Source organism: Primorskyibacter sp. S187A, from assembly GCF_049800955.1.
Taxonomy (GTDB): Bacteria; Pseudomonadota; Alphaproteobacteria; order Rhodobacterales; family Rhodobacteraceae; genus JAKVBH01.
In genome coordinates this window covers 22,175-46,292 of the sequence record NZ_JBNAGA010000004.1, presented here as the reverse complement: position 1 = coordinate 46,292, position 24,118 = coordinate 22,175, and the positions used below count along the sequence as shown (strand labels likewise).

31 protein-coding genes are annotated in these 24,118 nt (G+C 58.2%); 17 read left to right on the top strand and 14 right to left on the bottom strand.

Annotated features, from left to right (window positions below):
* Nucleotides 1-8 precede the first annotated feature (8 nt).
* Both ACP15S_RS19555 and ACP15S_RS19550 read right to left on the bottom strand, forming a co-directional pair.
* Nucleotides 9-587, bottom strand: coding sequence for a PIN domain-containing protein (locus ACP15S_RS19555; RefSeq protein ID WP_084066302.1), 579 nt, complete (start codon nt 585-587; stop codon nt 9-11).
* Nucleotides 584-1,048, bottom strand: coding sequence for a helix-turn-helix domain-containing protein (locus ACP15S_RS19550; RefSeq protein WP_425041344.1), 465 nt, complete (start codon nt 1,046-1,048; stop codon nt 584-586). The genes ACP15S_RS19555 and ACP15S_RS19550 overlap by 4 nt, the downstream gene beginning before the upstream one ends.
* Nucleotides 1,049-1,206: 158 nt before the next feature.
* Between ACP15S_RS19550 and ACP15S_RS19545 the strand changes: the two genes are divergently transcribed.
* Nucleotides 1,207-1,455, top strand: a complete 249-nt coding sequence (locus ACP15S_RS19545) for a hypothetical protein (protein WP_044025800.1) — start codon at nt 1,207-1,209, stop codon at nt 1,453-1,455.
* Nucleotide 1,456: 1 nt separating this feature from the next.
* Here ACP15S_RS19545 and ACP15S_RS19540 read toward each other — a convergent pair whose 3' ends face one another.
* From ACP15S_RS19540 to ACP15S_RS19515, 6 genes are all read right to left on the bottom strand, one after another.
* Nucleotides 1,457-1,654 carry a hypothetical protein gene (locus ACP15S_RS19540; protein WP_148264524.1) on the bottom strand — a complete coding sequence of 66 codons (198 nt, stop codon included), beginning with the start codon at nt 1,652-1,654 and terminating at the stop codon, nt 1,457-1,459.
* Nucleotides 1,655-1,687: 33 nt separating this feature from the next.
* A complete protein-coding gene (locus tag ACP15S_RS19535) occupies nt 1,688-1,900 on the bottom strand; it encodes a helix-turn-helix domain-containing protein (RefSeq protein ID WP_044025801.1) in 213 nt (70 codons plus the stop codon).
* Between the two features lie 290 nt (nt 1,901-2,190).
* Nucleotides 2,191-2,733 carry a methyltransferase family protein gene (locus ACP15S_RS19530; RefSeq protein ID WP_338551246.1) on the bottom strand — a complete coding sequence of 181 codons (543 nt, stop codon included), beginning with the start codon at nt 2,731-2,733 and terminating at the stop codon, nt 2,191-2,193.
* 16 nt (nt 2,734-2,749) lie between these two features.
* Nucleotides 2,750-3,688 carry a cation diffusion facilitator family transporter gene (locus tag ACP15S_RS19525; protein ID WP_425041343.1) on the bottom strand — a complete coding sequence of 313 codons (939 nt, stop codon included), beginning with the start codon at nt 3,686-3,688 and terminating at the stop codon, nt 2,750-2,752.
* Nucleotides 3,678-4,439, bottom strand: a complete 762-nt coding sequence (locus tag ACP15S_RS19520) for a transglutaminase-like domain-containing protein (RefSeq protein ID WP_338551248.1) — start codon at nt 4,437-4,439, stop codon at nt 3,678-3,680. The genes ACP15S_RS19525 and ACP15S_RS19520 overlap by 11 nt, the downstream gene beginning before the upstream one ends.
* Nucleotides 4,440-4,530: 91 nt before the next feature.
* The gene (locus tag ACP15S_RS19515) at nt 4,531-4,959 is read right to left on the bottom strand and encodes a MerR family transcriptional regulator (RefSeq protein WP_338551249.1); all 429 of its coding nucleotides are present in this window, start codon (nt 4,957-4,959) and stop codon (nt 4,531-4,533) included.
* Between the two features lie 207 nt (nt 4,960-5,166).
* On the opposite strand from ACP15S_RS19515, the gene ACP15S_RS19510 reads away from it, so the two are divergent.
* The 8 genes from ACP15S_RS19510 (at nt 5,167) to lspA (ending at nt 10,327) form a co-directional block, all read left to right on the top strand.
* Nucleotides 5,167-5,730, top strand: coding sequence for an SCO family protein (locus ACP15S_RS19510; protein ID WP_425041376.1), 564 nt, complete (start codon nt 5,167-5,169; stop codon nt 5,728-5,730).
* Nucleotides 5,731-5,735: 5 nt separating this feature from the next.
* Entirely contained in the window at nt 5,736-6,158 is a 423-nt protein-coding gene (locus tag ACP15S_RS19505) for a disulfide bond formation protein B (RefSeq protein ID WP_425041342.1), read from the top strand.
* The gene (locus ACP15S_RS19500) at nt 6,155-6,814 is read left to right on the top strand and encodes a DsbA family protein (RefSeq protein WP_338551251.1); all 660 of its coding nucleotides are present in this window, start codon (nt 6,155-6,157) and stop codon (nt 6,812-6,814) included. The genes ACP15S_RS19505 and ACP15S_RS19500 overlap by 4 nt, the downstream gene beginning before the upstream one ends.
* A 50-nt stretch (nt 6,815-6,864) precedes the next feature.
* Nucleotides 6,865-7,305, top strand: a complete 441-nt coding sequence (locus ACP15S_RS19495) for a copper chaperone PCu(A)C (RefSeq protein WP_425041375.1) — start codon at nt 6,865-6,867, stop codon at nt 7,303-7,305.
* Nucleotides 7,305-7,931 (top strand): SCO family protein, encoded by a 627-nt coding sequence (locus ACP15S_RS19490; RefSeq protein ID WP_425041341.1) that lies wholly within the window; start codon nt 7,305-7,307, stop codon nt 7,929-7,931. Before ACP15S_RS19495 ends, ACP15S_RS19490 begins: the two co-directional genes overlap by 1 nt.
* Before the next feature lie 215 nt (nt 7,932-8,146).
* Nucleotides 8,147-9,301, top strand: a complete 1,155-nt coding sequence (locus ACP15S_RS19485; protein WP_425041374.1) for a M23 family metallopeptidase — start codon at nt 8,147-8,149, stop codon at nt 9,299-9,301.
* Between the two features lie 3 nt (nt 9,302-9,304).
* Nucleotides 9,305-9,760: a DUF411 domain-containing protein gene (locus tag ACP15S_RS19480; protein ID WP_425041340.1), complete on the top strand. Its 456-nt coding sequence runs from the start codon at nt 9,305-9,307 to the stop codon at nt 9,758-9,760.
* 84 nt (nt 9,761-9,844) lie between these two features.
* The gene (gene lspA, locus ACP15S_RS19475) at nt 9,845-10,327 is read left to right on the top strand and encodes a signal peptidase II (RefSeq protein ID WP_338551254.1); all 483 of its coding nucleotides are present in this window, start codon (nt 9,845-9,847) and stop codon (nt 10,325-10,327) included.
* A 33-nt stretch (nt 10,328-10,360) separates the two neighbouring features.
* On the opposite strand, the gene mntR is transcribed toward lspA, so the two are convergent.
* Complete coding sequence (mntR, locus tag ACP15S_RS19470) at nt 10,361-10,831, bottom strand: manganese-binding transcriptional regulator MntR (RefSeq protein ID WP_338551255.1); 471 nt, start codon at nt 10,829-10,831, stop codon at nt 10,361-10,363.
* A 93-nt stretch (nt 10,832-10,924) separates the two neighbouring features.
* Here mntR and ACP15S_RS19465 point away from each other — a divergent pair, with 93 nt between their 5' ends.
* Genes ACP15S_RS19465 through phnE form a run of 4 tightly spaced genes read left to right on the top strand, consistent with a single transcriptional unit; the run spans nt 10,925 to nt 15,217 of the window.
* Nucleotides 10,925-12,805: a cytochrome c peroxidase gene (locus ACP15S_RS19465; RefSeq protein ID WP_425041339.1), complete on the top strand. Its 1,881-nt coding sequence runs from the start codon at nt 10,925-10,927 to the stop codon at nt 12,803-12,805.
* Nucleotides 12,805-13,680, top strand: coding sequence for a phosphate/phosphite/phosphonate ABC transporter substrate-binding protein (locus tag ACP15S_RS19460; protein ID WP_425041338.1), 876 nt, complete (start codon nt 12,805-12,807; stop codon nt 13,678-13,680). Before ACP15S_RS19465 ends, ACP15S_RS19460 begins: the two co-directional genes overlap by 1 nt.
* Nucleotides 13,677-14,459, top strand: a complete 783-nt coding sequence (locus tag ACP15S_RS19455; RefSeq protein WP_425041337.1) for a phosphonate ABC transporter ATP-binding protein — start codon at nt 13,677-13,679, stop codon at nt 14,457-14,459. Before ACP15S_RS19460 ends, ACP15S_RS19455 begins: the two co-directional genes overlap by 4 nt.
* Nucleotides 14,459-15,217, top strand: a complete 759-nt coding sequence (phnE, locus tag ACP15S_RS19450; protein WP_338551259.1) for a phosphonate ABC transporter, permease protein PhnE — start codon at nt 14,459-14,461, stop codon at nt 15,215-15,217. The genes ACP15S_RS19455 and phnE overlap by 1 nt, the downstream gene beginning before the upstream one ends.
* Before the next feature lie 35 nt (nt 15,218-15,252).
* On the opposite strand, the gene ACP15S_RS19445 is transcribed toward phnE, so the two are convergent.
* Entirely contained in the window at nt 15,253-15,729 is a 477-nt protein-coding gene (locus tag ACP15S_RS19445) for a L,D-transpeptidase family protein (protein ID WP_425041373.1), read from the bottom strand.
* Nucleotides 15,730-15,825: 96 nt separating this feature from the next.
* Entirely contained in the window at nt 15,826-18,192 is a 2,367-nt protein-coding gene (locus ACP15S_RS19440) for a heavy metal translocating P-type ATPase (protein WP_425041336.1), read from the bottom strand.
* 219 nt (nt 18,193-18,411) lie between these two features.
* Here ACP15S_RS19440 and ACP15S_RS19435 point away from each other — a divergent pair, with 219 nt between their 5' ends.
* Entirely contained in the window at nt 18,412-18,642 is a 231-nt protein-coding gene (locus tag ACP15S_RS19435) for a hypothetical protein (RefSeq protein WP_425041372.1), read from the top strand.
* A gap of 19 nt (nt 18,643-18,661) precedes the next feature.
* Here the strand turns inward: ACP15S_RS19435 and ACP15S_RS19430 are convergent, their stop codons facing one another.
* A complete protein-coding gene (locus ACP15S_RS19430; protein WP_425041335.1) occupies nt 18,662-19,303 on the bottom strand; it encodes a L,D-transpeptidase in 642 nt (213 codons plus the stop codon).
* 211 nt (nt 19,304-19,514) lie between these two features.
* Nucleotides 19,515-20,027 carry a disulfide bond formation protein B gene (locus ACP15S_RS19425; RefSeq protein ID WP_425041334.1) on the bottom strand — a complete coding sequence of 171 codons (513 nt, stop codon included), beginning with the start codon at nt 20,025-20,027 and terminating at the stop codon, nt 19,515-19,517.
* Nucleotides 20,028-20,200: 173 nt separating this feature from the next.
* On the opposite strand from ACP15S_RS19425, the gene ACP15S_RS19420 reads away from it, so the two are divergent.
* The 3 genes from ACP15S_RS19420 to ACP15S_RS19410 all read left to right on the top strand — a co-directional run bounded on the left by ACP15S_RS19420 (nt 20,201) and on the right by ACP15S_RS19410 (nt 23,629).
* Nucleotides 20,201-20,983 carry a DsbA family protein gene (locus ACP15S_RS19420; protein ID WP_425041333.1) on the top strand — a complete coding sequence of 261 codons (783 nt, stop codon included), beginning with the start codon at nt 20,201-20,203 and terminating at the stop codon, nt 20,981-20,983.
* Nucleotides 20,984-21,084: 101 nt separating this feature from the next.
* Nucleotides 21,085-21,498 carry a rhodanese-like domain-containing protein gene (locus ACP15S_RS19415; protein WP_425041332.1) on the top strand — a complete coding sequence of 138 codons (414 nt, stop codon included), beginning with the start codon at nt 21,085-21,087 and terminating at the stop codon, nt 21,496-21,498.
* Nucleotides 21,499-21,514: 16 nt separating this feature from the next.
* Nucleotides 21,515-23,629, top strand: a complete 2,115-nt coding sequence (locus ACP15S_RS19410; RefSeq protein ID WP_425041331.1) for a protein-disulfide reductase DsbD family protein — start codon at nt 21,515-21,517, stop codon at nt 23,627-23,629.
* A gap of 82 nt (nt 23,630-23,711) precedes the next feature.
* On the opposite strand, the gene cueR is transcribed toward ACP15S_RS19410, so the two are convergent.
* Nucleotides 23,712-24,113, bottom strand: a complete 402-nt coding sequence (cueR, locus tag ACP15S_RS19405) for a Cu(I)-responsive transcriptional regulator (RefSeq protein ID WP_338551266.1) — start codon at nt 24,111-24,113, stop codon at nt 23,712-23,714.
* Nucleotides 24,114-24,118: the final 5 nt, after the last annotated feature.

Sequence of the window (24,118 nt, the reverse complement as noted above, 5' to 3'; positions counted from 1 at the left end):
TTCGGCAACTAAAGGTATTCGATATCGGCACGGGCCTGCGCCGCCAGTTTCGACAGGCCATGCCGGGTCAGGTCGAGCAGGAACTCGGACGGTGTCATCGGCGGGTTTTCATACCTTTTTCTCACGCGGCGGAGTGCACGGGCGCCGCCGGATGGATACAGGTCGTAGGTATTGGCGAGCATGTCATCCGCGCCGAGCGTTTCGACGCCATAATCGTCGAGAACTTCGCTTGGGAAGTCTCGATGGTTTTCTGTCACAATAACCTGTGCCGAGCATCGGATCGCTGCCGCGAGAACGTGTCTGTCGTCCGGGTCCGGCAGGTCCAGACCAGCAATCAAGGGCTGGTATCCGGTCACGAAACATTCTTCGAATGTCTCTCTGATCGCGGCTTCCTGCTGGCGAATGCTCTCTTCGAGATGTGGTTTGAGCGCGATCAGGTTGCGTGTCCATTCGTCGAGAATCTCATCTGTGACCCTGGCCCGAAACAGGCCTTCTTGTGTGAACGTCAAGAGGACGTCCCGAACCCGGAACGGAAACAGGACGTTGGCATCGAGGACAACCACGAAGGGGTTGGCCACAAAGCTCATGCGTTGTCGAACTCCTGACCCAATCGCGCAAGGTCGCGCATCGCCTGCTCCTGGCGCCGCTCTTTCTCTTCCCGGTATTGCATGAGCGCCGTCAGAGGCACGCGCCGGTGCTTGCCCACCTCTTCAAATCGGATCTTCCCCTCCTTGAGCAACTTCGTGAGATGAGGGCGGGATACGTTCAGCATGTCGGCGGCTTGTTGGGTTGTGAGCATGGTGCCGACCGGAACGAGCGTGACCATGTTGCCATTGCTCACATGGCCGAGCAGTTCGATGATCAGTTTTCCAACCTCTGGCGCGATGGAGACCGGATCGCCGTTCTCTCCCGAGACTTTCAAGCCTCCGTCCAGCTCCATAGCCACGGCGATGGCCGTTGCGGCATGCGCGGCACTGTCGATTTCTTCCGGGGTCGGCGGGCGCTCCATGAGGCCGCTCTGGGCTGGTCTTTCCGCGGTATCGGCCATGGTTTTTCTCCTCGGTTCACCCCCTTAGATGTACCCAGGGAGTCACGCATGCAAGAGAAATAAACGGAATAAGTGAAATAAGTGTAAAGATTTGATAGACGGGTCGCGCCATAGGGTGTAAACAAAACAGGAACAGAATCGCCTTACGGAGCAGTATCATGGGCAAGAACACGAAACGCACCTCGCGGAAAGTCGCATCGCAGGCAGCGGCCACGCTAAGCGACCCGAACGCCTCCGCAACCGCCAAGAGCCTGGCGGCATCCGCGCTGGCGCAGTCCGGGACTGGTAAACAGACGGGGGCGGCGATGGAGGACAAAGCCTCCAAGGTCCTGCAAAGCGACAAGTACAGCAGTGACACGAAATCGTTGGCAGGAACGGTTCTCTCGCAATCGAACAAGGCGCGCTAGACTAGGCGGGTCCGGATCTATCGAGATCGATATCTCGTTCGATGATATTGACTACGCAAATCTCCTCGGGCCTTACGAGCCAGACCCGCGTGCGGTCGCCGGTGTTCCAGAGATGCTCTTGCCAGACGACAAGTTCTGACCCGTTCACGATTGCTACGCCTTCGCGCACGGGCACGCCTTTGAGCGGACGATCATCCACCCGCCATCCCGGAGCAGGGTGTCGTCCGGCCTCCTAGCTGCGGGGTTTGAGAAGTTCCGAAGGATCGATGTTCAGAGCTTGGGCGATCTTTTCGAGCGTTGTCAGCGAGGCGGAATACTTGGCGTTTTCGATCTTGCCGACATAGCCGCGGTTCACACTTGCACGATGCGCCAATTCCTCCTGACTGATGCCCTTGGCGCGCCGGGCATCTTGAAGATTCAGACCTACTCGTTCCTTCAGATTCATGACCGAAGCTCGGCCATGATGTGGCGTATTTAACCACGCAATATACTATACATTCGACGATGAAGCGGCTGATACTGTGTGATTTTCGGTTTCTAAAGTTGTCGATCAAGCTCGCCATTTGGTTGAATAAGATAGCATGGTGACTTCATGCAGCGAGGCGGAGTGGTCCTGTTGGGCAAAGTTTTGCCCATCGTCGCGGCTGAGGCAGGGGTGCGCCGCAGCGGGTATTCTGAGTCTGATAAGGTTTATTATGTAAATTCAAGGATAGCTTTCTAGCTTTTGGCCTATGGTTATCCAAAGAACCTAGGTGTCACTTTCAAGTAGGCTTCGTAAGCTTCGCCGTAGCGTTCTTTCATCCAACTTTCCTCTGCATGGGGTGCAAAAAGAAGAACAGTTATTGCAGCCGCGCCCACGAGAAGTGCCGCTACGGAAGAGGAAAGCAGGAGCCATCCTAAAATCATGCAGGCATCTGCAACATATTGCGGATTTCGCGAGTAGCGATACAGGCCGTCGGTCTTAAGCGTACCCTGAGCACCACCTGTCTGAGCAATTCCAAATCCTCGGACGGCACTCCAGACCACGATATTCGACAATACTATGATTGGGATGCCCAACCCATACCGCATCCAAACCGGCAACTCCATTTGGCCCCAGCCAATCACTCCAAGTGCAATGAGCGTCCCAAACAATGCGAAGGTGGGAACCCAAACAAGGATCGGCGTCCAGACACTGTAGGCTTTCGGTGGCCATATGCGCCTCGCAGGACAGGCGATCGACCAAACCAGCGCACCGAGAGTTGCCACGGCAATCAATAGGCCGATGATTATAAGCACGGAAGACACCTGAGACCTACTGACTGTGGAGCTTGTCATGGCCGAACAGTGGAGCCTCACCGTCACAGACACCGTTGCGCTCGAACTCTAGCGTGGAATGTGTAATCCCGAATTCTGCACCAATTCGTGACTTTAACTCAGACTTTAACTGCTCTAGCCGGGCCCAAGCTGTGTCCTCAACGACGACATGTGCATCGAGTGCTGGTGCGTTTTCTTCCATCTGCCACAAGTGCACGTGGTGGACGTCCTTAACGCCATCTGTTTGGCGCAGAACGGCCACCACCTCCCCTCCGTCGATGTCCGGTGGACTGCCGAGCATAAGCGTGCGGATCGGGCCACCAATCTCAGCGAATGCCAGGTACAGGATGTAAATCGCGATCCCAATCGTGATCGCGGGATCAACCCAACGCATGTCGTAGAGAATAATGAGCGTGCCGCCGACGATCACGGCGACCGAGGCCAAAGCGTCGGACAGGTTGTGCAGGAACAAGGCGCGGATGTTCTGGCTGCCCTTCTGCATAGAATAGGTCAGCGCCGCTGTCAGGGCGTCGATCACCAACGCTAATCCCGCGATGATGACGACAGTCCACCCCTGAACCTCGGGTGGTTCAAACAAGCGCATGCCGCCTTCGTAGATCAGATAAAGGCCGATCATGATCAGCGTCGTGTAATTGATCAGTGCTGCCACGGTCTCGATCCGGCCATAGCCAAACGTCATCCGTTCATCGGCAGGCCGACGCGCGATCTTGCGGGCCGCAAAGGCAATGACAAGCGCCGCCATGTCCGAGAAGTTATGGAGCGCATCCGCGATCAGAGCGAGTGAGCCTGCAAAAATGCCGCCCACGATCTGCGCAACGGTCAGAAGACCGTTGGCCCAAATCGCAATGGCCACGCGGCGATCCCCGCTGGATGGGTCCAAGTGGGCATGGCTATGACCGTGGTGATCATGCGGCATGGGTCTCTCCCTCATGCTGGTGCGCAACGGACGCGTCGGGTTTCAGACGGCCCGCGCGGAAGGCTCGCACGCGGGCGTTCATCCAATGCCGGATGATGTTGCGATAGAGCCAACCGCGCAGACGACCGAACTTCTGCTCATGTTCTGCATAGAAGACGTCGGGCGTGTCGAAAGTTCCAAAATCCTGAACGATCCCGGTTTCCTGAATGTAGGTGTCCTGGCCGTTCCATTCGACGGGCGGCGCGCTCAGGCAATCCGTTCCCGCGCCGAAACCGCACAGGTTCTCGCGGTCGGCAAACGAAGATTGCAGAATCTTCAGAAATGCGCTGTCAAGAATGAAGCCTTCCAGGTTGATCCATCTGCCGTCCAGTTCGACCTCGATCCACGAGTGTAGGATCTCTTCCGGTGCAATTGGGTAGACTAGTTCCGGCACAACGCCGCGCTGAAGGCCCTTGTGGATCGTGAACCCGTGGATCCTGCACTTTATGCCTACACCCCGAAGGAGCGCCATAAGGAGCGTGCCCTTGGTGTTACACTGACCATAGCCATCGGACAGCACCTCGGACGCTGGAATGTCGTCGGCGCGGTTGTATCCGAAGGCGATTTCGTTGCGCACAAAGTCATAGACAGCTCCGATTTTGTCGGTATCGGACAGATCGCGCCAGCCCCTTCCATCAATTAACTGCGCGATAGGGGCCGCGCCAAAATCCAGGATTGGGGTTGCCGTCAGCAAGGGGTTTTCATGTGCCACAATGGGTCTCCTCGAATCTTTCGAGGATATAAATAATTGCTACAGTCACTGTAGGTTCAAGTAAGAATATCGAAAAGTTTGCCGTGCCTTTTCAGGCGCCAATCTGATCGTGCTCGGTCAGACACTCTGAATGGTCTCTAAGCACCTCAAGAACACGGCATTGCGCGGCGTTACCGCCGCTGCATTCCTTGACCATGCGCTTCAGTTCCGCGCGCAACGCTTTCAACCGTTCCATCCTCTGCTCAACGAGCTTCAATTGTCGGCGCGCGATTTCATCAGCTTCATGACAGGGCCGATCCGGTGCGTCCGACAAATCAAGTAACTCGCGGATCGCGTCGAGTGGAAACCCCAATTGTCTGCTATGCCGGATGAATGCGAGACGATCGAGCTCAGCGTCACCATAGCGTCTTTGCCCGCCTTCGGTTCGGCCGGGCTCCGGCATCAGGCCTATCTGCTCATAGTACCGGATTGTCTGAACCTTGGTGCCGGTCTTCTTCGCGAGCGTACCAATCGTGAGCATGATGAAACCCCGTTAATCCTCCAGTGAATGTAGATTTGTCTCGCCTGTAGCGCAACCGCGGAACTCACGTTTTGGCGATCTCCGGCGCGCGCTTTACAAAACCTCTTGAACCTACAGTTGCTAGAGGGTGTAACCCAGCTTGAAAATTAAGAATCAAACAGGCAGGACGAATTGCGTCTTTCAGGCATACAAAAGGTTTTATGGGTTCTGGCAGGCACAGCGCTTCTTGTGTTTGCGGTTTTTCAGTTTGCCGGACATCGGACCGATACCGACGCAGACATGTCTGACCCAGCCTTTCGCGCGGCGTTCGAACTGACAGATCACCAGGGAATGATCCAGACCGAGCGCGACTTCTCCGGGCGGTGGATGCTCGTCTTTTTCGGCTTCGCGAACTGTCCGGATGTGTGCCCAACAACGCTCGCCGAAGTTGCAGCCGTCATGGAAGACCTGGGAACGGATGCAGAAAAAGTACAAGCGATCTTCATTACGATTGATCCTGAACGCGACACTCCCGCTGCGCTGGCCGAGTTCGTGCCCTTGTTTGATGCAGGTATCATCGGGCTGACCGGAACGCCGGAGCAGATCGCAGAGACGTCTGAGACCTTTCCGATCTTCTATGAGCGGATTGAAGAAGCCTCCGCGCCAGATGGCTACACAATGGGCCATACATCGCATTTGTTCCTGTTCGATCCCGACGCGGGCTTCGCGGATTCGTGGGCTTACGGCACACCCGCCGAAGAGATCCTCGCCGACCTAAGAGAGAGGCTCTGACCGAAATGATCCGCATATACGGAGAAACGGCCCTCGGGCTGGCGTGGGTGATCGCGCTTGCAGCCTCGCTGGCCGTTCTGTTCATTGGCGAGGTCCTGGGGCAGACACCCTGCCTGCTCTGTTGGTTCCAACGGGCCTTCATGTTTCCCCTCGCCATCGTGCTAGGACTTGGCCTCTGGTGGCGAGATGATCGCGTGGGCCGGTATGGGATCGCGCTCGCCATTGGCGGTGCCGCTGTCGCGCTCTGGCACCTGGGGCTTTATTTCGGTGTCATCCCGGAACGGATTCAACCCTGCACCGCAACAGGCCCCTCCTGCACGGACGACAACCAATTGGTGTTGGGCGTCCCAATCCCGCTGATGGCGCTTGCTGCTTTTGCCGCAATCGCGGCGCTGTCCGCTCTTTCGTTAAAGGACAAACACGCATGAACCGTCGTGGCCTCATTCTCTCTGTAGCAGCCCTAGGCGCCGCCGCTTTCGGGGGAGCAACTTGGTATGTAAACCGCCCTGCCCCGGTATCTGAGACAGAAGCCGTCGCCCCGGAATTGGCAGAAGTTCTGATACGGCCCTACTCTCCTGTTCTTGGTCCGGAGGACGCGCCTGTAACCATCGTCGAGTTTTTCGATCCCGCCTGCGAGGCCTGCCGGGCGTTTCATCCTATTGTGAAGGACATCATGGCTGAGCATGGCGATGCCGTGCGCGTCGTCATCCGCTACACGCCGTTTCATGGTGAGGGCTCGGAAGTAGCCATCCGCGTTCTTGAGGCCGCGCGCATGCAAGGCGTCTTCGAACCTGTATTGGAGGCTGTCCTGCGGGATCAGCCCCAATGGGCTTCTCATGGCGGCATGCGGCCGGAGTTGCTGATCGGGATAGCAGCATCTGCCGGACTGGATCCAGAAGCAGCGCAGGCGCAACTTCTTGCGCCACAGACAACCGGCGTTCTCAACCAGGATCGCGCCGATGTAGAGACCGTCGGTGTGCGCCAAACACCAACCTTCTTCGTCAACGGCAAACCGCTGGATCCATTTGGGGAGGCGGAGTTGCGCCGTTTGGTGGCAGATGAAGTCACGGCGGCCAACAGTTGACGCATGAGAGAAAAGGGAAAATCAAAGTGAAGACAGTAGTCTATGGCCTGATGGCCGCCCTCATGTTCGCATCAAACGCCGCAATGCCCGCTATCGCTGGTTCCGAGGACATTGTCGTCGAAGATGCCTGGGCGCGCGCGTCAATCGGCGTAAACCGTCCGGGGGCCGCGTATATGACAATCCGCAATACAGGCGAGGAGGCTGTGACACTCACCGGCCTCCGCACGGATTTGGCGATGATGCCTGATATTCACCAGACATCCACAAACGCCGAAGGTGTCAGCTCTATGGCCCCCGCAGGCGAAATTGAGATTGCGCCGGGTGAATCTGTGTCGTTGGAACCGGGTGGCCTGCACGCCATGCTGATGCGCTTGCAGCGACCGATGGCCGAGGGAGAAAGCTTCTCTTTGACACTCGACTTCTCGGACGGCGGTGAGATCATGGTCGAGGTTCCGATTCTGGGTATTGCCGCGCGCGGTCCAGAGGGCTGATGATCCGGCGCACGGCCCTCAAGTATGCCTTCACAGGTATCGCGGCGGTTGCCCTGACACTTGTTGTCGGGTGGTGGCGGGTTGATGGCCCCGGTGCGCCCGAACAGACGGAACTTCGACCGGTCGCCCTATCCGAAATGGAATTCCGCCTCTCCGATCACGAGGGAAACGAGGTGGGACCCGAAACCCTAATCGGCAGCCCAACGATGATCTTCTTCGGCTTCACCTACTGCCCAGACGTTTGTCCGACGACATTGTCGGACATCTCCGGTTGGCTTGATGACCTCAGTGAAGAGGCGGAGGGGATGAATGTGGTGTTCATCACCGTCGATCCGGAGCGGGATACTATCGAGGCGATGGCCGAGTATGTTGGCTATTTCCATCCATCGATACGCGGGTGGACTGGCCCGGAAGAGGAAATTGCGCGCGCGGCACAGGGCTTCCGCGCACGCTATGAGCGGGTGCCGACCGACGGCGGCGATTACACCATGAACCACACCGCCAGCGTTTTCCTGTTCGACGCCGAAGGCCGGTTCACCACCATGATCGACTATCACGAGCCGAAGGAATTCGCGGTGCCGAAAATCCAGCGAGCGCTCAATGAAGAAACTGAGGGGGCAACATGAAGATCAGACTAATCACGGCAGGCTTCGGAATTTTCGCGGCACTAACGGCCGGGGGTTTGGCAATATCGGGTATCTGGTCGAAGGATCCGGTCCCTCCAGATGTGGCCGCTGCCACCGCGTGGTCGCCAGCTCAGCTCCGGCTTCCCACATCTATTGAAACGGAATTGCCGCAATTCGCACAACCAAGTGCGGCGCCCGCAAGACCACTCCAGCCCATGCCACAGCTGAATGTCGCGATCGCAGATACTCTCTTAACGACGATAGAACCTCCGCTCGCCAACTGGTCACGCGATATCGCCACCGGCGAGACGCTCGACACCGTTCTTGAAGAAGCAGGTCTTTCAGCGACCGACCGTACCGAGGTCGCTCTGGCCCTCGGCGCGGAATATGATCTGAGGCGACTTAGGCCGGGGCACTCGGTCACCGTTGTCTCGACGATGGACGGCAGCCCGCGCAGCGTCGCGCTCTCCGTCGAGGACGGTGTGCGGATCGAGGCGATCTTTGGCGAAGAGCTGGCCACGCAGGTCGTGACCCCGGATCCCGAGTTCATAACATTGGCGGGCGAAGCAGTGATCGACAGCTCGCTTTTCGCCGCGCTCGAAGACGCTCGAATGCCCGCCCGCTTCGCTGTCGATCTGGCACAGATGCTGGGTGGAACCGTTGACTTCCGTCGTGAGATGACCGGCGGAGAAACGCTTCGTCTACTGTGGCGCGAGGCCCGTGTTGGCAAAGACAGGATTGGCCAGCCGGAACTGACCTTTGCATCGCTGGAGATCGGCGGCGCACTTTATGAGGTCGTCTGGCCGGAAAACGGGAGCGGTCAGGCAACGATCTACGTCGATGGCACGGTTCTCCGCGTTTTTGCACAGCCTGTCGAAGGGGCGCGATTAAGCTCGGTATTTGGACGCCGTACGCACCCGGTCTACGGCAATGTCCGGATGCACACAGGTGTCGATTTCGCGGCGGCAAGCGGAACGCCGGTTCAAGCGACAGCACCAGGACGGGTCAGCTTCATCGGCTGGCGGGGCGGCTATGGTCGCGTGGTCGAAATCGCCCACGGTTCAGACACAATGACACGCTACGCGCATCTCAGCGCTGTACCCGAGGGCCTGGCACAAGGCCAACGCGTTGCGGCGGGAGATGTGATCGGTCGCGTCGGCGCGACTGGCACGGCGACTGGTCCGAACCTGCACTACGAAGTCCTCGTGGATGGACGCCCTACTGACCCGCTCTCTGACGACCGACTTGCCGAAGCGGCTGAGAGCGAAGCGGATGATACAGCCGCGCTTTTGCGTCTGGCCGAGACGCGCGCGCTTCTGAATGAAAACCTCGGCAGCGAGATTGCCGAAACTACAACCGAAAGGCTCTGACCCATGAGACGCATGACCCAAGCTCTTGCCATCACACTCGCCCTTCTCCCGGCGGCGCAGGCCTTCGCGGAGGCAACCCCAATCGACGTCCGCAAGACCAATGGATGCGGTTGCTGTCTGTCCTGGATGAACCATCTCCAAGAGAACGGCTTCGCGCCAACGGGCCAGGACATGTTCGGCGGCCTTCTCGTTCGTTTCAAACTCGACAACGGAGTACCGCAGCGCATGGTCTCTTGTCACACCGGACTCGTTGACGGCTACGTGATCGAGGGTCATGTGCCTGCCGCCGACATCCGCCGCCTGTTAGAGGAGCGTCCCAATGCTGTAGGCCTGGCAGTGCCAGGAATGCCCTATGGTTCGCCCGGCATGGGACCCGAGGAGGACCGCGAGGCTTACGACGTCTTCTTGATACAGGAGGACGGTTCGACCGAGATCTATTCGAGCTACCCCGAAGGCTGAGCATTTTTAGGATGGGTTATACGTGCCCGAACATACGCGGCGCATTCTCCGCGCTCATTGCCGACGTCTGGGGTGGGTGACGCAATGCATTCGTTCAAAGGAGAACCAGCCATAGGGGTGCTGGCCGCCCTCACTTCCTTCGCGGTCGATCAGGTCACAAAGGCCATTGTCGTATCAAATGCGACCGCTTTGAATGCCGGGGTGTCGGTGGTCCCCGGGTTCAATCTTACGTTCCACCGCAACGATGGCGTGACCTTTGGACTTCTCGGAGGTGCGCCGTGGTGGAGCCTCGTGGTTCTTGCACTCGCTGTCTGTGCCTGGCTCGCTATCATGATGCTTCGCACACGGAACCGCATCGAAGCGATTGCCTACGGTTCGATCCTCGGAGGCGCGCTCGGCAACGTTATTGACCGCGTGAGATTTCGGGCCGTGACAGATTTCCTCGATTTCTATGTTGGCTCCGCGCACTGGCCGGCTTTCAACATGGCTGATTTTTTTGTGGTTGGCGGTGTCGGATTGCTTCTGATCCCGACGAAGTTTCTGAACCGGTCCCGGACTGACCCGTGAGCCAAACCTGATCAAGGTGCACGAAGAACAGCCTCAGCCTTCTCCGGTGGTATTGCCAATAGCTTTTTCGAATGCAGCCAGTGTTTCGTCGCTCACATGATGTTCGATCCCTTCCGCATCACGTTCTGCGGTTTCCGCGTCGATTCCAAGGCTTAGAAGAAATGCAACCACAATCCGATGCCGTCTACGACAGGCTTCGGCCAAGGCTTGGCCCCGCTCGGTGAGGAATATCGCGCGGTAGCGTTCACGTCGCACCAAACCTGCCGACTTCAATCGCGAAATGTTCTTTGTGACGGTTGGGGGTTTCACACCTAATCGTTCGGCAATTTCGACAGGTCGCGCCTCTCCTCGGGTTTCAATCAACTCTGCGATCAGCTCGACATAATCCTCTGCCATCTCGCTTTCATGCGCTTGGCGCACGATCGCAAAACCTTCCGCCTGAGCTTCCGGAGCCCGTTCCATGGGTTGAATGGTTTCACGGTCATGTGATTGCAGCTTTGTCATATCAGGACTTTGCCTTCCAACTGAGCAATTGACAACTTGTTTGCTTTGGGTAGATAAGTTAGACGTGGCTAACTTTTGGGGTTGGAGACTAAAGTGATCCGGAAACTCTCAGGCTTGCTGGTTGCGGCGTGGATTGGCGCAACAGTCTCATTTGGGCCTTCCCATGCAACACCGGCAAAGGAAGCGCCGTGGTTGCCAGATGCAGCGGCCTATCGGCTGACCCTCTTTCTGGGAAATTTGGAGCCAATCCCTTGGGATCAGGTCGAAACCGCCTGGTCCGATCCCTATCACGGCTCGGAGTTCTCTGCGGGCGCGCTTGCATGGCTGAGCGCGAATAGCGACATCGGTGCGGAACCCGTACTGGACGCGATTGCGCGAAGAGATCGTCAAGCCCTTTTCGAAGCTGCGACACAAACAATTGCGCACAGAATCGAAGAGGAATTGGACCGCGCGCTCAACGCGGACGACCCAGCCACCGCGCAGCAGGCGGTACAGACCGCGCGCAAACTCTACCGCGCCTTTGCGGATGGCATCGGCGCAGCCGATGCCGATGCAGCGCGCCAAATTGGCCGTGCATGGCTGGAACTGAACAACAGCACCGGCTCCGCCGGAGTTCTCGGCGCGGGAGCGACACCTGCCGACCGAGAAGCGATGGTCGCTGCACGGACGACCATCTCAAGCTATCTCGCTGAGAATTACCTGGCCGAAGACTTCGCCCCGAGGCGACTGCTTACCCCATTGCCTGAAACAGCCATACTCAGTGGGCGCGATATCGACTTACCGCCGAGCCTTCCGCCGGGGGCGGATATCTTTGATCAAGACCCATTGCCGCTGCTTGTCCTGAACTTCGAGGAACAGGGCATCGATGAAACCGATCTGCCTCTGATCGCCTACGGCGACATGCTCTTCGATAGTGCCCAGATATTCGGCGGCCCCGCGCGTGATCTTGGAATCGCGTGTTCGACGTGTCACAACCGGTCGGACATCAATCAGCGGCTCTTCATTCCGGGTGCCAGTCATCAACCCGGTGCCGTCGATGTCGACGGCGCCTTCTTCAATCCGATCTTCAACGACCGGCGTGACGATCCGCTCGATATTCCCAGCCTGCGCGGCCTGCGGTTTACCGGACCCTATGGCCGGGACGGTCGGTTTGCATCACTGCGCGACTTTACACGCAATGTGATCGTCAACGAATTTGCTGGCGCGGAACCAACACCCTTCATGCTGGATGCGCTGGTCGCTTATATGCAGGAATTCGATTTTCTTCCAAATGCCATGCTGACAAAGGACGGCCAGTTGACCGAGGCCGCCACAGATGCGGCGGTGCGCGGGGAAATCCTTTTCAACCAAAACTTCGAGGGGCTCGGCGACCGGTCCTGTGCCAGCTGTCATGTGCCAAGCGGCAACTTCCTGGACCGGCAGGCGCATGATATCGGATCGGTTGCTCCGGGTTATTCGGGCGCGCGCTCAGGTGCCCTCGATACGCCCACGCTTCTTGGAACGGTCTATACAGCACCTTACTTTCACGATGGATCGCTGCCGACACTTGCCAGTGTCGTTGACTGGTTCAACGACACGAAATCGCTTGGCCTCACGGAGGCTGATCAGGCAGATCTGACCGCCTATCTCGAAACCATCGGCGCGGCGGACGAACCCTATGAGGCCTTCGATGCCGAGAATACGCCCTTCCGCCTTGCGTTCGCGGAACTGACCACATTCGCGTCGACGCTGGATACGCTGCTGCCCCGCCGGGACGCGGAACACATCCTTCTCTTGGTCGAAACGGTCGGGGCGGACCTTTCGGCTGACGCAAGTACGATGTCCAATCTGTCTGCCCGCCCGGACGTCTATGCGCTTGCCGAGCGGTTGAACCAGGTTGGCGCGGCCGTGCGCGCAGAGGACTGGGACACCGCAGAAGCAAGCTGGGCGGCATTCAAAGCCGAGGCCATGACACTCGAAGCGAGGGCATTCTGATGCAGGTCCGTTTGAATCGCAGATCATTGCTGGCCCTGTCCGTCGCCGGTGCATTGTCTCTGGGAACACCTCTTGCGGGGCAAGAGACGAGCCTACGCCTCGCCTTCATTCCGCAAGAAAATCCTGACAAGTTGCTTGGCGATATTGCGGCAATCACCAACTGGCTTGCCGAACAAATCGGCGCTCCCGTCGAGGGGTTTGTCACGATTGATCACGCTGCTGCCGTCGAGGCGCTTCGCAATGGAGACGCAGATATCTCGTTCATGGGTGCCCTGCCCTTCGTGCTGGCAGAGGCCGAGATCGGTGCAATACCGCTCCTGTCCGAGGTTTACCGTGACCAACCGAGCTACACAGGTCGAATCTTCGTGCGCCGAGACAGCGGGATCGAGACGCTAGCGGATTTGCGGAACAAGGACATCGCGTTCGCCGATCCCATTTCAGAATCGGGCTACCTGTATCCGCTCGCCGAATTTGTGGACGCAGGCTTGTTCGCTGCACCAAGAGACGCAGACGCGTTCTTTGGTCGCGTGTTTTTTGCAGGTGGCTATCAGCAGGCCATGCAGGCGATGGCCGAGGGCCTCGTCGACGCCGCAGGAGCGAGCCAGTACGCCGATCTACTTCTCAGCCCCGAACAACAAGCCCAGGTGACCTGGATTGCGGAGAGCGATGCGATCCCCAGCCATGTGGTTATCGCGCGGCCTGGACTTGATGCAGGGCTTCAGGCGCGATTTGTCGACACCATGTTGCGGCTGAACGCTTCGGAAAACCGCAACCTTCTCCGCTATCTCTATGGACCCGATGGATATGTCAGGGCGGATACGGCCAACTATGAAGGGGTGCGCGCCATGGCGCGGCGATACGGGTTGCTGGGATGAAGTCAGCCATTCAAATTGACGATCTCAGCTACACGCATCCGGGTTCAGACTTTCGTGCTTTGGAGCATGTCTCTCTTGCCGCGCCTGCAGGCCAGAGTATTGCTTTGCTGGGTCCGTCCGGTGCGGGCAAGACCACATTGCTGACACTGCTCGATGGGCGACTTCGTGGCTGGCGCGGTCGCGCTTCAGTTCTGGGGGCATCCCTTGACCCCGATCATCCGCCCGCACGCGCCCGACGGCCCGACACCGGCTTTGTATTCCAGGAATTTGCCTTGGTCGAGCGCTCTTCGGTGCTGCGCAACGTGCTGAATGGCCGTCTTGGCCGCATGTCTCCATTGCGCGCGGTCCTTTGGAGACCCACCTCTCGAGACTTAAATCTTGCGCGGGCCGCACTTGCGGATTGCGGCCTCGCGGATCTGGCAGAGCGTCGAGTCGACAGTCTCAGCGGGGGGCAGCGGCAACGGGTTGCAATAGCGCGCTGTCTTTCGCAGGAACCTCGGCTGATCCTCGCTGACGAACCGGTCAGCAACCTCGACCCTGCACGTGCGACAGAGATCCTGACACTGCTGACCGGGGCAGCGCGCGCTCGGGGCGCGACCGTGATATTCTCCTCGCACCAGCCTGATCTCGCCCGGCGCTTTGCCGATCGTATTGTTGGCATGCGGGACGGGCAGATTGCCTTTGAGGTGGCTGTTGATGACCTGAGTGAAGCCGCAACGGTCGAGCTTTATCGCGAGGCTGGGATCCCTCCCGGTACCGGCCTCAGGGCGGTCAGCTGATGAGGTCGCGCGGGTTAGGCAGTTTCGCCGCCGGGCTTCTCATCGCTGGCGCAATTCTTTGGTCCCTTTTGACGACCGACGTCGAACTGTCGCGTCTCTTGTCAGCAGGTCCTCGGATTGCCGACTTCCTCGGCCGCATGGTGCCCCCCGATCCAACTGTCATGAATGAAATCATGAAAGGCAGCGCAGAAACATTGCGCATCGCGATCCTGGGGTCCTTGGGCGCGGTGTTTCTCTCCGTACCGCTCGGGATACTCGCGTCCGAAACAATGGTGTCCCCGGCGGTCTTTCGTCCCGTCCGCACCTTGCTTGCCCTCATTCGCGCGGTCCCGCTGATCCTCGTCGCTATGCTCATGGTCGGCGCGGTCGGGCTTGGCCCTCTGCCTGGCATCATCGCGGTTGCCATTCACGCGACCGGCATGCTCGCAAAGTTCTATGCCGAAGCTATCGACAGCGTATCCCGCGCACCGATTGCCGCACTGGAAAGCGCTGGCGCGGGACCGCTAGCGCGGCTCAGGCACGCAATCTGGCCGCAGATGGCACCCGTCGTCGCGCGAGACACAATTTTCCGGTTCGAATTGAACCTGCGGGAGTCGCTTATCCTGGGCATCGTAGGTGCTGGAGGAATTGGGTTCTACATCCAAACCTATGTGCGGTCGTTTCAGTACGACAAAGCGGCAAGCGTGACTCTGGCCGTGATCGCCATGGTAATCACCATCGAGGCAATCAACGTGGCGCTTAGACGGCGGTTTGCGTAAACCCACCCAGCGAAGACCCATCCGAGGCCTTCGTCTTAAGCATAAATCTCGATGGGTGTACCGTCACTGACCATGGCGTAGATGTCTTCGATCTCTCGGTCCGTGACCGAGATGCACCCTGCCGTCCAATCCCGCTTATCCTTGGGATCAACATCAGGGCGTGGGCCACCGTGAATGAAGATATCTCCGCCGGGCGAACGCCCCTGCGCCTTCGCAAATGCGATGTCCGCCTCGTTCGGGTACGAGATCCCAATGGAAAGATGAAACAGGCTGTCAGGATTTCGCCTGTCAATCACATAAGAGCCTTCTGGCGTGCGACCGTCCCCTTCAAACTGCTTGTGACCTTCGGGTGCGAAGCCAAGGCCCATGGGAAACGTGCGCAAAACACCTTCTGTCCCATCGAGGACAATCATGCGCTGACTCTTATAGACCCTCAGCCGGGTCACCTCCGGCCCCCTGTAAGTGCGGAACTTGTTCGCACATCCAGAAAGAAAGGTCGCCAGCGCTCCCAGGAGGATCGTGCGACGTGAAACTCGAAAATTCACTGCTCTATGCCTCTTTCGTGAGGTCTCTTCCGAATTTGACACTAACGTGGCGTGCCAGCCCATTCAATGGCCGTGCGCCAAAGCACCTTCGGCCAATCTGTCACCGACGCGGTCACCGCCTTGGGGTGGAGACTCCGCACGGTGTCCGTTCAAAAGTCTGAGCGCATTTGCGACCACCAGCAGTGACACGCCAACATCTGCGGCAATTGCCCCCCACATCGTCGCCATGCCAAAGGCCGTCAGCCCCACAAAAACGGCTTTGGTGGCGAGAGAAATGCCGATGTTCTGCCGAATGATCGACATCGTGCGGCGCGAGTGACCGATCAGCCAGGGAACTTTGCCAATGTCATCGGTCATCAAAGCGATATCAGCAGTTTCTATGGCCGCATCCGAGCCGACAGCGCCCATGGCAATCCCGTAATGCGCCCGCGCCATGGCAGGCGCATCATTGACCCCGTCCCCGATCATCGCGACCATGTCATGCTCTGCGACCAACTCCTCAATAGCCGTCACCTTGTCTTCGGGCAAAAGCTCGGCCCGTACCTCATCAATGCCAACCTCGTCGGCCACGGCACGGGCTGTGCGCTCGTTGTCACCGGTCAGCATGATGATCTTTGTGACGCCCTGCGCGTGCAGCTGTGCGACAATACCTTTGGCATCGGGGCGAATGCGGTCGCGCAATTCCAGAAGCCCTGTCACACCGTTCTCATTGCCTACCGCTACAAGCGTGCTGCCCGCTTCCTCGATCCGGTTCCGCAGATCAGATGGAATGGTGTCGCCAAAGCCCTTTTCGACCGCGAAGCGATCCGAGCCGAGCCAGACACTCCGCCCGTCCATGCGTCCTTCCAGCCCACGACCCGGAACCGTGCGGGTGTCTTCGGCGGCCTTGACCGAAATCCCGTCCTGCTCGGCTTTGCCGAGAATGGCGCGCGCGAGGGGATGCGACGACCGGGCCTCCAAAGCCCCAGCGATGGTGAGGAGATCGGCTTCGGACACATCCCCCAAAGAATACACTGCGGCCACCTCCGGCTCGCCCATGGTGATCGTGCCGGTCTTGTCCAAGGCGAGGGCCGTGGTGCGGCCGGGCGCTTCAACATAGGCGCCGCCTTTAATCAGCACTCCAGCGCGCGCGGAAGCCGCGAGGGCGGCGACAATGGACACTGGCGTCGAGATGACCAGCGCACACGGACAGGCGATGACCAGCAAGACCAGTGCGTTGTAGAACCAGTAGTTCCATTCACCGCCCAAAAGAAGCGGAGGCAGGACGGCGATTGCGACGGCAAGTGCCATCACGATCGGCGTATAGATCCGAGCAAATTTTGCGACCCATTGCTCGACCTCAGCGCGTTTGGAGTGCGCGTCGCTGACCATGCGGATGATTTTCGACAGCACCGTGTCAGTCGCCGCTTTCGTCGCGCGGACCGTGAGCGTTCCCTCACCATTGATGGTTCCTGCGTAAACCTCATCCCCGGCCTCCTTCGGGACAAGCGCGCTTTCGCCTGTGATCGGAGCCTGATCAACCGCCCCTGCCCCGTCCAATACCTCACCATCAAGTGGGATGCGATCGCCACCCCTGACAATGAAATGCGCCCCAACGGCGACTGCGGAAGCCGGAACGTCTGCCTCGGATCCGTCGTCGTAGAGGACACGTGCTTTTGGCGGTGCGAGATCCAAGAGCGCTGAGACCGCGTTTCGGGCCCTCCCGACACTCCAGCTTTCCAGATAGAGAGACAAAGAGAAGAAAAACGCGACAGTCGCGGCCTCAAAATATTCCCCAAGCGCGATGGCACCTGCCACGGCCACAACCATCAGCAGGTTCATGTCGGGAGACATTCGACGCGCAGACGACCATGCTTTCGGTGCGACCAACCAAACACCGCAAAGAATTGCCAACCCGAAAAGCGCGACCTCGGCAACCGGCATTGCAGCCTCGCCATGTCCCGAGAACAGACCGAGTGCGCCGCCCAAGCCAGTTTCCACGATATGATACCCGAACCCTGCGGCCCAAAACCCGCCACTCAGAAGCGTGAACCATTTCTGCTTGGCGAGATGCGCCGCCTGATCGGCGCTGGCATTGTCCGCGTCCCACGCACGGGCCGTCATCCCCGTGCTGGCAACCAAGTCCAAGATCTGGCTGTCCGAAATCTGTGCGGCGCTTTCCAGCACGGTCATCCGACCGTTGATCACATCAAAAGCCAAGTGCTCTGCCCCGCCGAGTTTCGGACCGACGACTTTGGAGAGGATGGAGACCTCTTCGGCGCAGTCGAGGCCACTCACCTGAAAGCTTCGGCCATGCTCGGGCAGCGTTGAAGGGATTGCGCCCGCAGATCCCGCGCCGCCACCGCAGCAGGTTGCCTCACCAGACCCATGCGTTGAATGGTCATGTGCGTGAGAGACGTCGTGTTGCTCGGTCTCGGAATTTGCCGCCATTTGTTCTCTCCAGAATCATATGTTGAAACGACTCTAATGTCTCCAGTGGCTTTAGGTTCAAGGCCTAACTCCAATGTCGTTGTAGATTTCCAAACGGCACAACTGAGGTCGTTGCAACATGGCGCAGAGAATGCGATTGATATCCGTAGAAATGCAAATTGTGTGAACTGGCAGGGGGTTGTCGTGCGAATTGGATCAGGAACACTATTGGTAGGCGCTATTTTATTGAGCGCGTGTTCAACCACGACGCCTCCAAACGGGTCATCGAATATCGGCAACGCTCCGGAGGCCGTTGTGGAATTGGCCGGGCCAGGTCAGAATCTGGCTACAGCCCGCCTTCGCCCAGAAGACGGTTGCTACTGGTACGAACACAACGGGCCAGTCGAAACCACGCTCTTACCTTTGCGCACAGCGAATGGTAACCCGATCTGCGTGGCCAAAGAAGCCTGACTGTTCCTTGCGGAAGAGGTCATTCGGCAGCGTAAAGGTATGCCGTCGAGCCGATCTGAACATTCGGATAGAGATCGTTGATATGCGCCATCACCATACGGACGCAGCCTGAACTGGCCCGACCACCGATAGATCGCGCCTGAGGCGATCCATGTATTCTCAGATAGGTGTCTCGATTGCCAACAAAGAGGTAAAGCGCACGGGATCCAAGCGGATTCCTCGGTCCCGGTTCTTGCCCATCTGCCCATTGAGCGTATTCGGGGTTCCGCTCGATCATGGAGGCCGTTGGCGTCCAATGCGGCCATTCAACCTTGCGCCTTATTGTGTAGGTCCCCGGCTCGTAAAGGTTACCCCTCGCAATCGCCACACCATAGCGCATCGCTGTGCCGCCATCCTCGATGTGATAGAGATAGCGCGCAACCGCATCGACGTGGATGTCCCCGGGTATCAGCCCATCGTTCGCAGCCACCCGCTGCGGGAGAAACCGAGACTGCAGCCCCCATGGGTTTGACGTCGCCGGATCGTACCCTACTGGAGTGACTTGCGCATCCCAGGCGGCCTTCTCGCTATTTGTCGGCCAGCTTTTTGCCAACACGGGGCTTGCCAACGGTGCCGAGAACAATGCAGCGCTCGTTGAAATGAAATGACGTCGTGTCAGCATTAATCGTACTCCGGCTTCTAATTCGAACAGTCTTGCGGCATTTGTCATCAGGTTTGTATCGTGGTGATACAACCTCAAGCAACTATAGGTTCAAGTATCCATCCCGGTTTTCTGGTCAAGTTTTCTTGAGCAACGGGGCTAATCAAACAGCCGAATTTGACTTTTCACATGTCATTTGTCCTCGACCGTCTTGGATGCACCTATCTCGTCATCAAGGGTTTGATTGGGCAATCCGAGAGCGAGCGACAAGGTGTTTGTAGGCGGCAAGGGCCCAAAGCACTGCGATCGCAAGACTAAAAATTGCGTTCCAACTGGCCATTGAAAGGGACAAAAACTCCCACGCAACTTCGTCACACATCACCAAGGTTGACGGTCCCGATGCCGCGGTTGGCAACAGGTCCGCGCCTGACAAGTTCGATATATCAAGACCAGAACCAGTGCATGACGTCGGTCCTTCCCACCATCCTCGCTCTACGCCTGTATGAAAAAAACCAATGCCTGCTGTTGTGAGCGCGGCAGCAGCACCTGCCGTCAAGAGGAGTAGGGTGGGCACGCCTGTCAGGAGCAGTACGCCAATTGCCACAGCGATGCCGTGAGGATACCTTTGCCAGATGCACATCGCACACGGCGCATAGCCAAACGATTGAAAAGCAAATGCCGACAAGAGAAGTGTTGCTGACCCGATCGCAGCTAACAGCCCAAAGTGTTTTCCCGTAACCGACATTGTTCTGTTTCCTGTCGGGGTCTTGCAGAATGTAGGCGCGCCCGAGCTTCGAGTATTTCCGTATCGCGCCAACTCAGTGTTTTCACGAGAAGAAATGTATCGGTTTGTAATGTTGACCTACTCCAAGACGGGGCGGTACGACGTCGCACGTGATCCCTTTCGCAAGGCCTCAGATGGATTCCAAGAAACGATCAACACTCTTGACGATCAGTGCGATCATCGCGGGCTATGCAGCGCTTCGAACCGTGCCCTCTTTGCTGCCGGAAAAACTTGAACTTGAAGCACTCGATCGTCCGAAAGGCTTCCGGAGATTTATCGCCGGTGAGACATCCGGATCGTTTGACGCGTTCGTCGGCTTGGACAGTCCGGACAGTGTGGATGTCGCAGCACGGAAGGCTGCGGCTATCGAGCGAGTCTCAGCAGATATTTGCGGCGCTCTCTACGGAGACCTCGACATGAGCAGGGCACGTATCCCTTTGGCGTCATTTTCTGACTATTATTGTCCTTTTTGCAGAGTACAAACCAAGAGCTTCGCCGATATGACAAGTAAAATGCCAGATCAGGTTGCAATAGCATGGCACGAGCTTCCTTTGCTGGGCGACAGCTCTAATCTGGCAGCAAAGGCAGCCCTGGCCGCCAAGCGTCAAGGTGCCTACGTCGCATTCCAGGAACGTTTGATGACCTCGCCATTTCAAGCCACACCGGAATACCTCGCCCGCCTCTCTGAAGATCTGGGCGTTGATGGCGAACAATTGGTCGCCGACATGGAGAGCCCCGAAGTCGCGCGCGAGCTGGAAAACAGCGCGGCTCTCGCGCAGGTTTTTGCCTTTGTTGGCACGCCTGCCCTCGTCATTGGCCGTACAGTTGTCCAAGGTCAGGTCAGCGACAGAATGATACGAAGGATCATTGACCTTGAGCGCGAGGAAGGCTGGGACGTTGCCTGTGTGTCGGCCTGACAAACCTATGCTGTCTGCTGTTCTCTCCGCCTTCCTCTTCTATCGAAATTGGAGACGGAATGCATAGACGGCACTTCATCCTACTAGCTTCTGCGTTGGTCATGGTCCCCTTTTCTGTGACGGCCGCCACGCGCAAAGTCTGGTCAGCCGTCGAAGCCTCGGCCGCGTTGGCGCAGGGCGAGATTTCCCTGATTGATATTCGTTCACGCGTTGAGTGGATGGAGACAGCTGTGGCGAAAGACGCTTGGCCGATCAGCATGCATGAACCGAGGTTTGAGCAGAGGTTGTTGGCTGCACGCGATCTGTCCGGCGAAAAACCAATCGCCTTGATCTGTGCCACCGGAGGGCGGAGTGGCCGTCTCTTGAGCGCTCTAAATCGAGCGGGATACCCGGGCTTCATCGATGTCTCAGAAGGCATGTTGGGATCACTGAAAGGGCCAGGCTGGATCGCACGGGGTTTGCCTGTGATGGATCTGGAGGCGGCCTTGGCCAATCTGCCGGACGTTCTCCGTTGATCGTGGGTCCGCGTCCATGAAGGGAGCGGTTTCTCAAATCTGGGCTGGATTGCTGTCGATTGTTTTGGGTTGCGTAAGCATCCTCGTCTTCGATGGTGCCCATGCCGCGGAATCCGAGACTTTTTCAAATCCTGCGGTCACGGCGCGTCTGATCTCGGCCGAAGACGGGATTGCGCCGGATGCCGCCTCCGTTTCCCTCGGATTGGCCTTGGAGTACGGCGAGGGCTGGAAAGGATACTGGCGTACGCCCGGCGAGGTTGGCTTGGCACCCGAGATCAACTGGTCGGGTTCAACCAATCTGAAATCCGCCGAGCTCCTCTGGCCCGCGCCGGAACGTTTCGAGGCCTTCGGGATCGAGAACTTCGGCTATTCAGGTCGGGTTGTCTTGCCGATCCGCGCGAGACTTGAGGACGCCGGCCACCCTCTGGAACTGCGTGCCCGCGTGTCCTTGCTGACATGTTCGACGGTCTGTGTGCCTCATGACTTCGAACTTTCACTCGCCCTGCCACAAGGCATCGGGATCGATACAGACTCGGCTCGCCAGATTGCTACTTATGCCGATCGCGTTCCCGCGGTACCCGAGAACAGCGACATCAGGATATCGGTCACGGCCCTCGATTCGCGCGACTCGGCTCTCATAGTTATGGCAACGAGCGACACGCCGTTCGGTAAAGTCGACGTGTTCCCGGAATTCGGACCCCTTGTGACCTTTGGCAAACCAGATATCCGATTGGATCGCGATAGAACGGAACTCTGGGCACAAATACCGATCAACGCCTGGACCGAAGAGCACGCAGAGCCTTCGTTGACGATCACAGACACCGCACGTGCAATCACGGCGCCGATCACTCTTACCTCAGATCCCCCTGCCCCACCGTTTTCAAGCGCGAACCCTCGCGCGAGTGTGCTGAAAGTCGTGGCGGTGGCCGCCATCGCCTTTCTCGGTGGTCTGATCCTGAATGTCATGCCCTGCGTGTTACCCGTTCTATCGATCAAGCTCACATCCGTTTTGAAGGCAACCGGTCAAACCCGGCAGATGACGCGCAACGGATTCCTGTTTTCAGCTTTGGGGGTACTGACATTTGTCTGGGCGCTTGCGGCTGCCTTAGTGTTTCTTCAATGGATCGGAGTATCTGTCGGCTGGGGTATACAATTCCAAAATCCGGTCTTCGTGACGCTGATGTTCATGGTCATCGCCGTCTTTGCCGCCAATCTCTTCGGTGCATTCGAGATAACCCTGCCCGCGGCCCTTCAAGACCGCCTGGGTGCAAGCAGTGCCAGAGCCGGGTACATCTCAGACTTTGGCACCGGACTGCTTGCGGCCATCCTCGCTACGCCGTGTTCCGCACCGTTTCTCGGCACCGCGATTACCTTTGCGCTCGCGGGTACATCACTGGACGTGATGGTGATATTCACGGCGCTCGGTCTTGGACTGGCCCTCCCCTACCTCGTCATTGCCGCACGTCCCGAGTTGGTCACGCGACTGCCCCGGCCCGGGCGATGGATGCTTCTGGTCAGGATCCTTCTTGGCGGTCTGTTGCTGGCAACAGCCGCATGGCTCTTGTTCGTTCTTATCGGCGTGGCGGGTGGGCGGGCAGCTGCCTTTATCTCGGCACTCACAGCTGTGTTCATCGTCGCCGCATCAATCCCACAGGCAAACCAATGGGTACGGCGTGCGGTTCTAAGCGCCTGTGTTTTTCTGGCGATTTTCGGGGCAGGTCTCATCTCAACCCCTGACCGCACCACTCCGGGGGTTGATGCGACATCTCACTGGCAGAATTTCGAACCTCTCGGCATCGCGCGCCGCGTCTCTGAGGGAGAGATCGTGTTCGTCGATGTGACTGCAGATTGGTGTCTGACCTGCAAAGCCAACAAGTCTCTCGTGCTCGACAGGGATCCAGTGCGTGCGCGGTTGCGCGGCGGTTCCGTGATCGCCATGCAAGCGGATTGGACGAGGCCGGATGACAACATCACGCGGTTTCTCGAGCGGTATGACCGCTACGGTATCCCTTTCAATATCGTCTTCGGCCCGGGGGCGCCTTCTGGTATTGCACTCCCGGAGATACTGACACCACAGGCCGTGATCGACGCGCTCGACACCGCTTCTGTGCGCAGTCTTGCTAGGGAATGACGCCATTTCTTACGCTGGAGCTCCCGCGCCCTTTTCAGAATCAAACGTCCGGCGCTGGAGGCTTCCTAAACCAGATGCGTTTTCAGGGGAGGTTCTTCAATTCACCAGAGAGATCCTTCAAGATCGGGCAATCCGGCCGGTGATCTCCGTGACAGGCCTCGACGAGATGAGACAGCGTCTCGTGCATCTCCTGAAGCTGGGCAATCTTGTCGTCGATCGCTCTCAGGTGCTCTTCAGCTATGGTCTTTACCTGGGCACTTTCCCGCGTTTCATCCTCGTAAAGGCTCAAGAGATTGCGGCAATCCTCGATCGAGAACCCGAGCGCGCGCGCGCGACCCAGAAACGCAAGCTTGTGCAGATCGGTCTCGCGGAACGCACGGTATCCGTTGCCGCTGCGCTGCGGCCTGACCAGGCCGATATCCTCGTAGTAGCGGATGGTTTTGGGCGGGATGCCGGACCGCTCTGCAACTTCTCCAATGTTCATGAGAC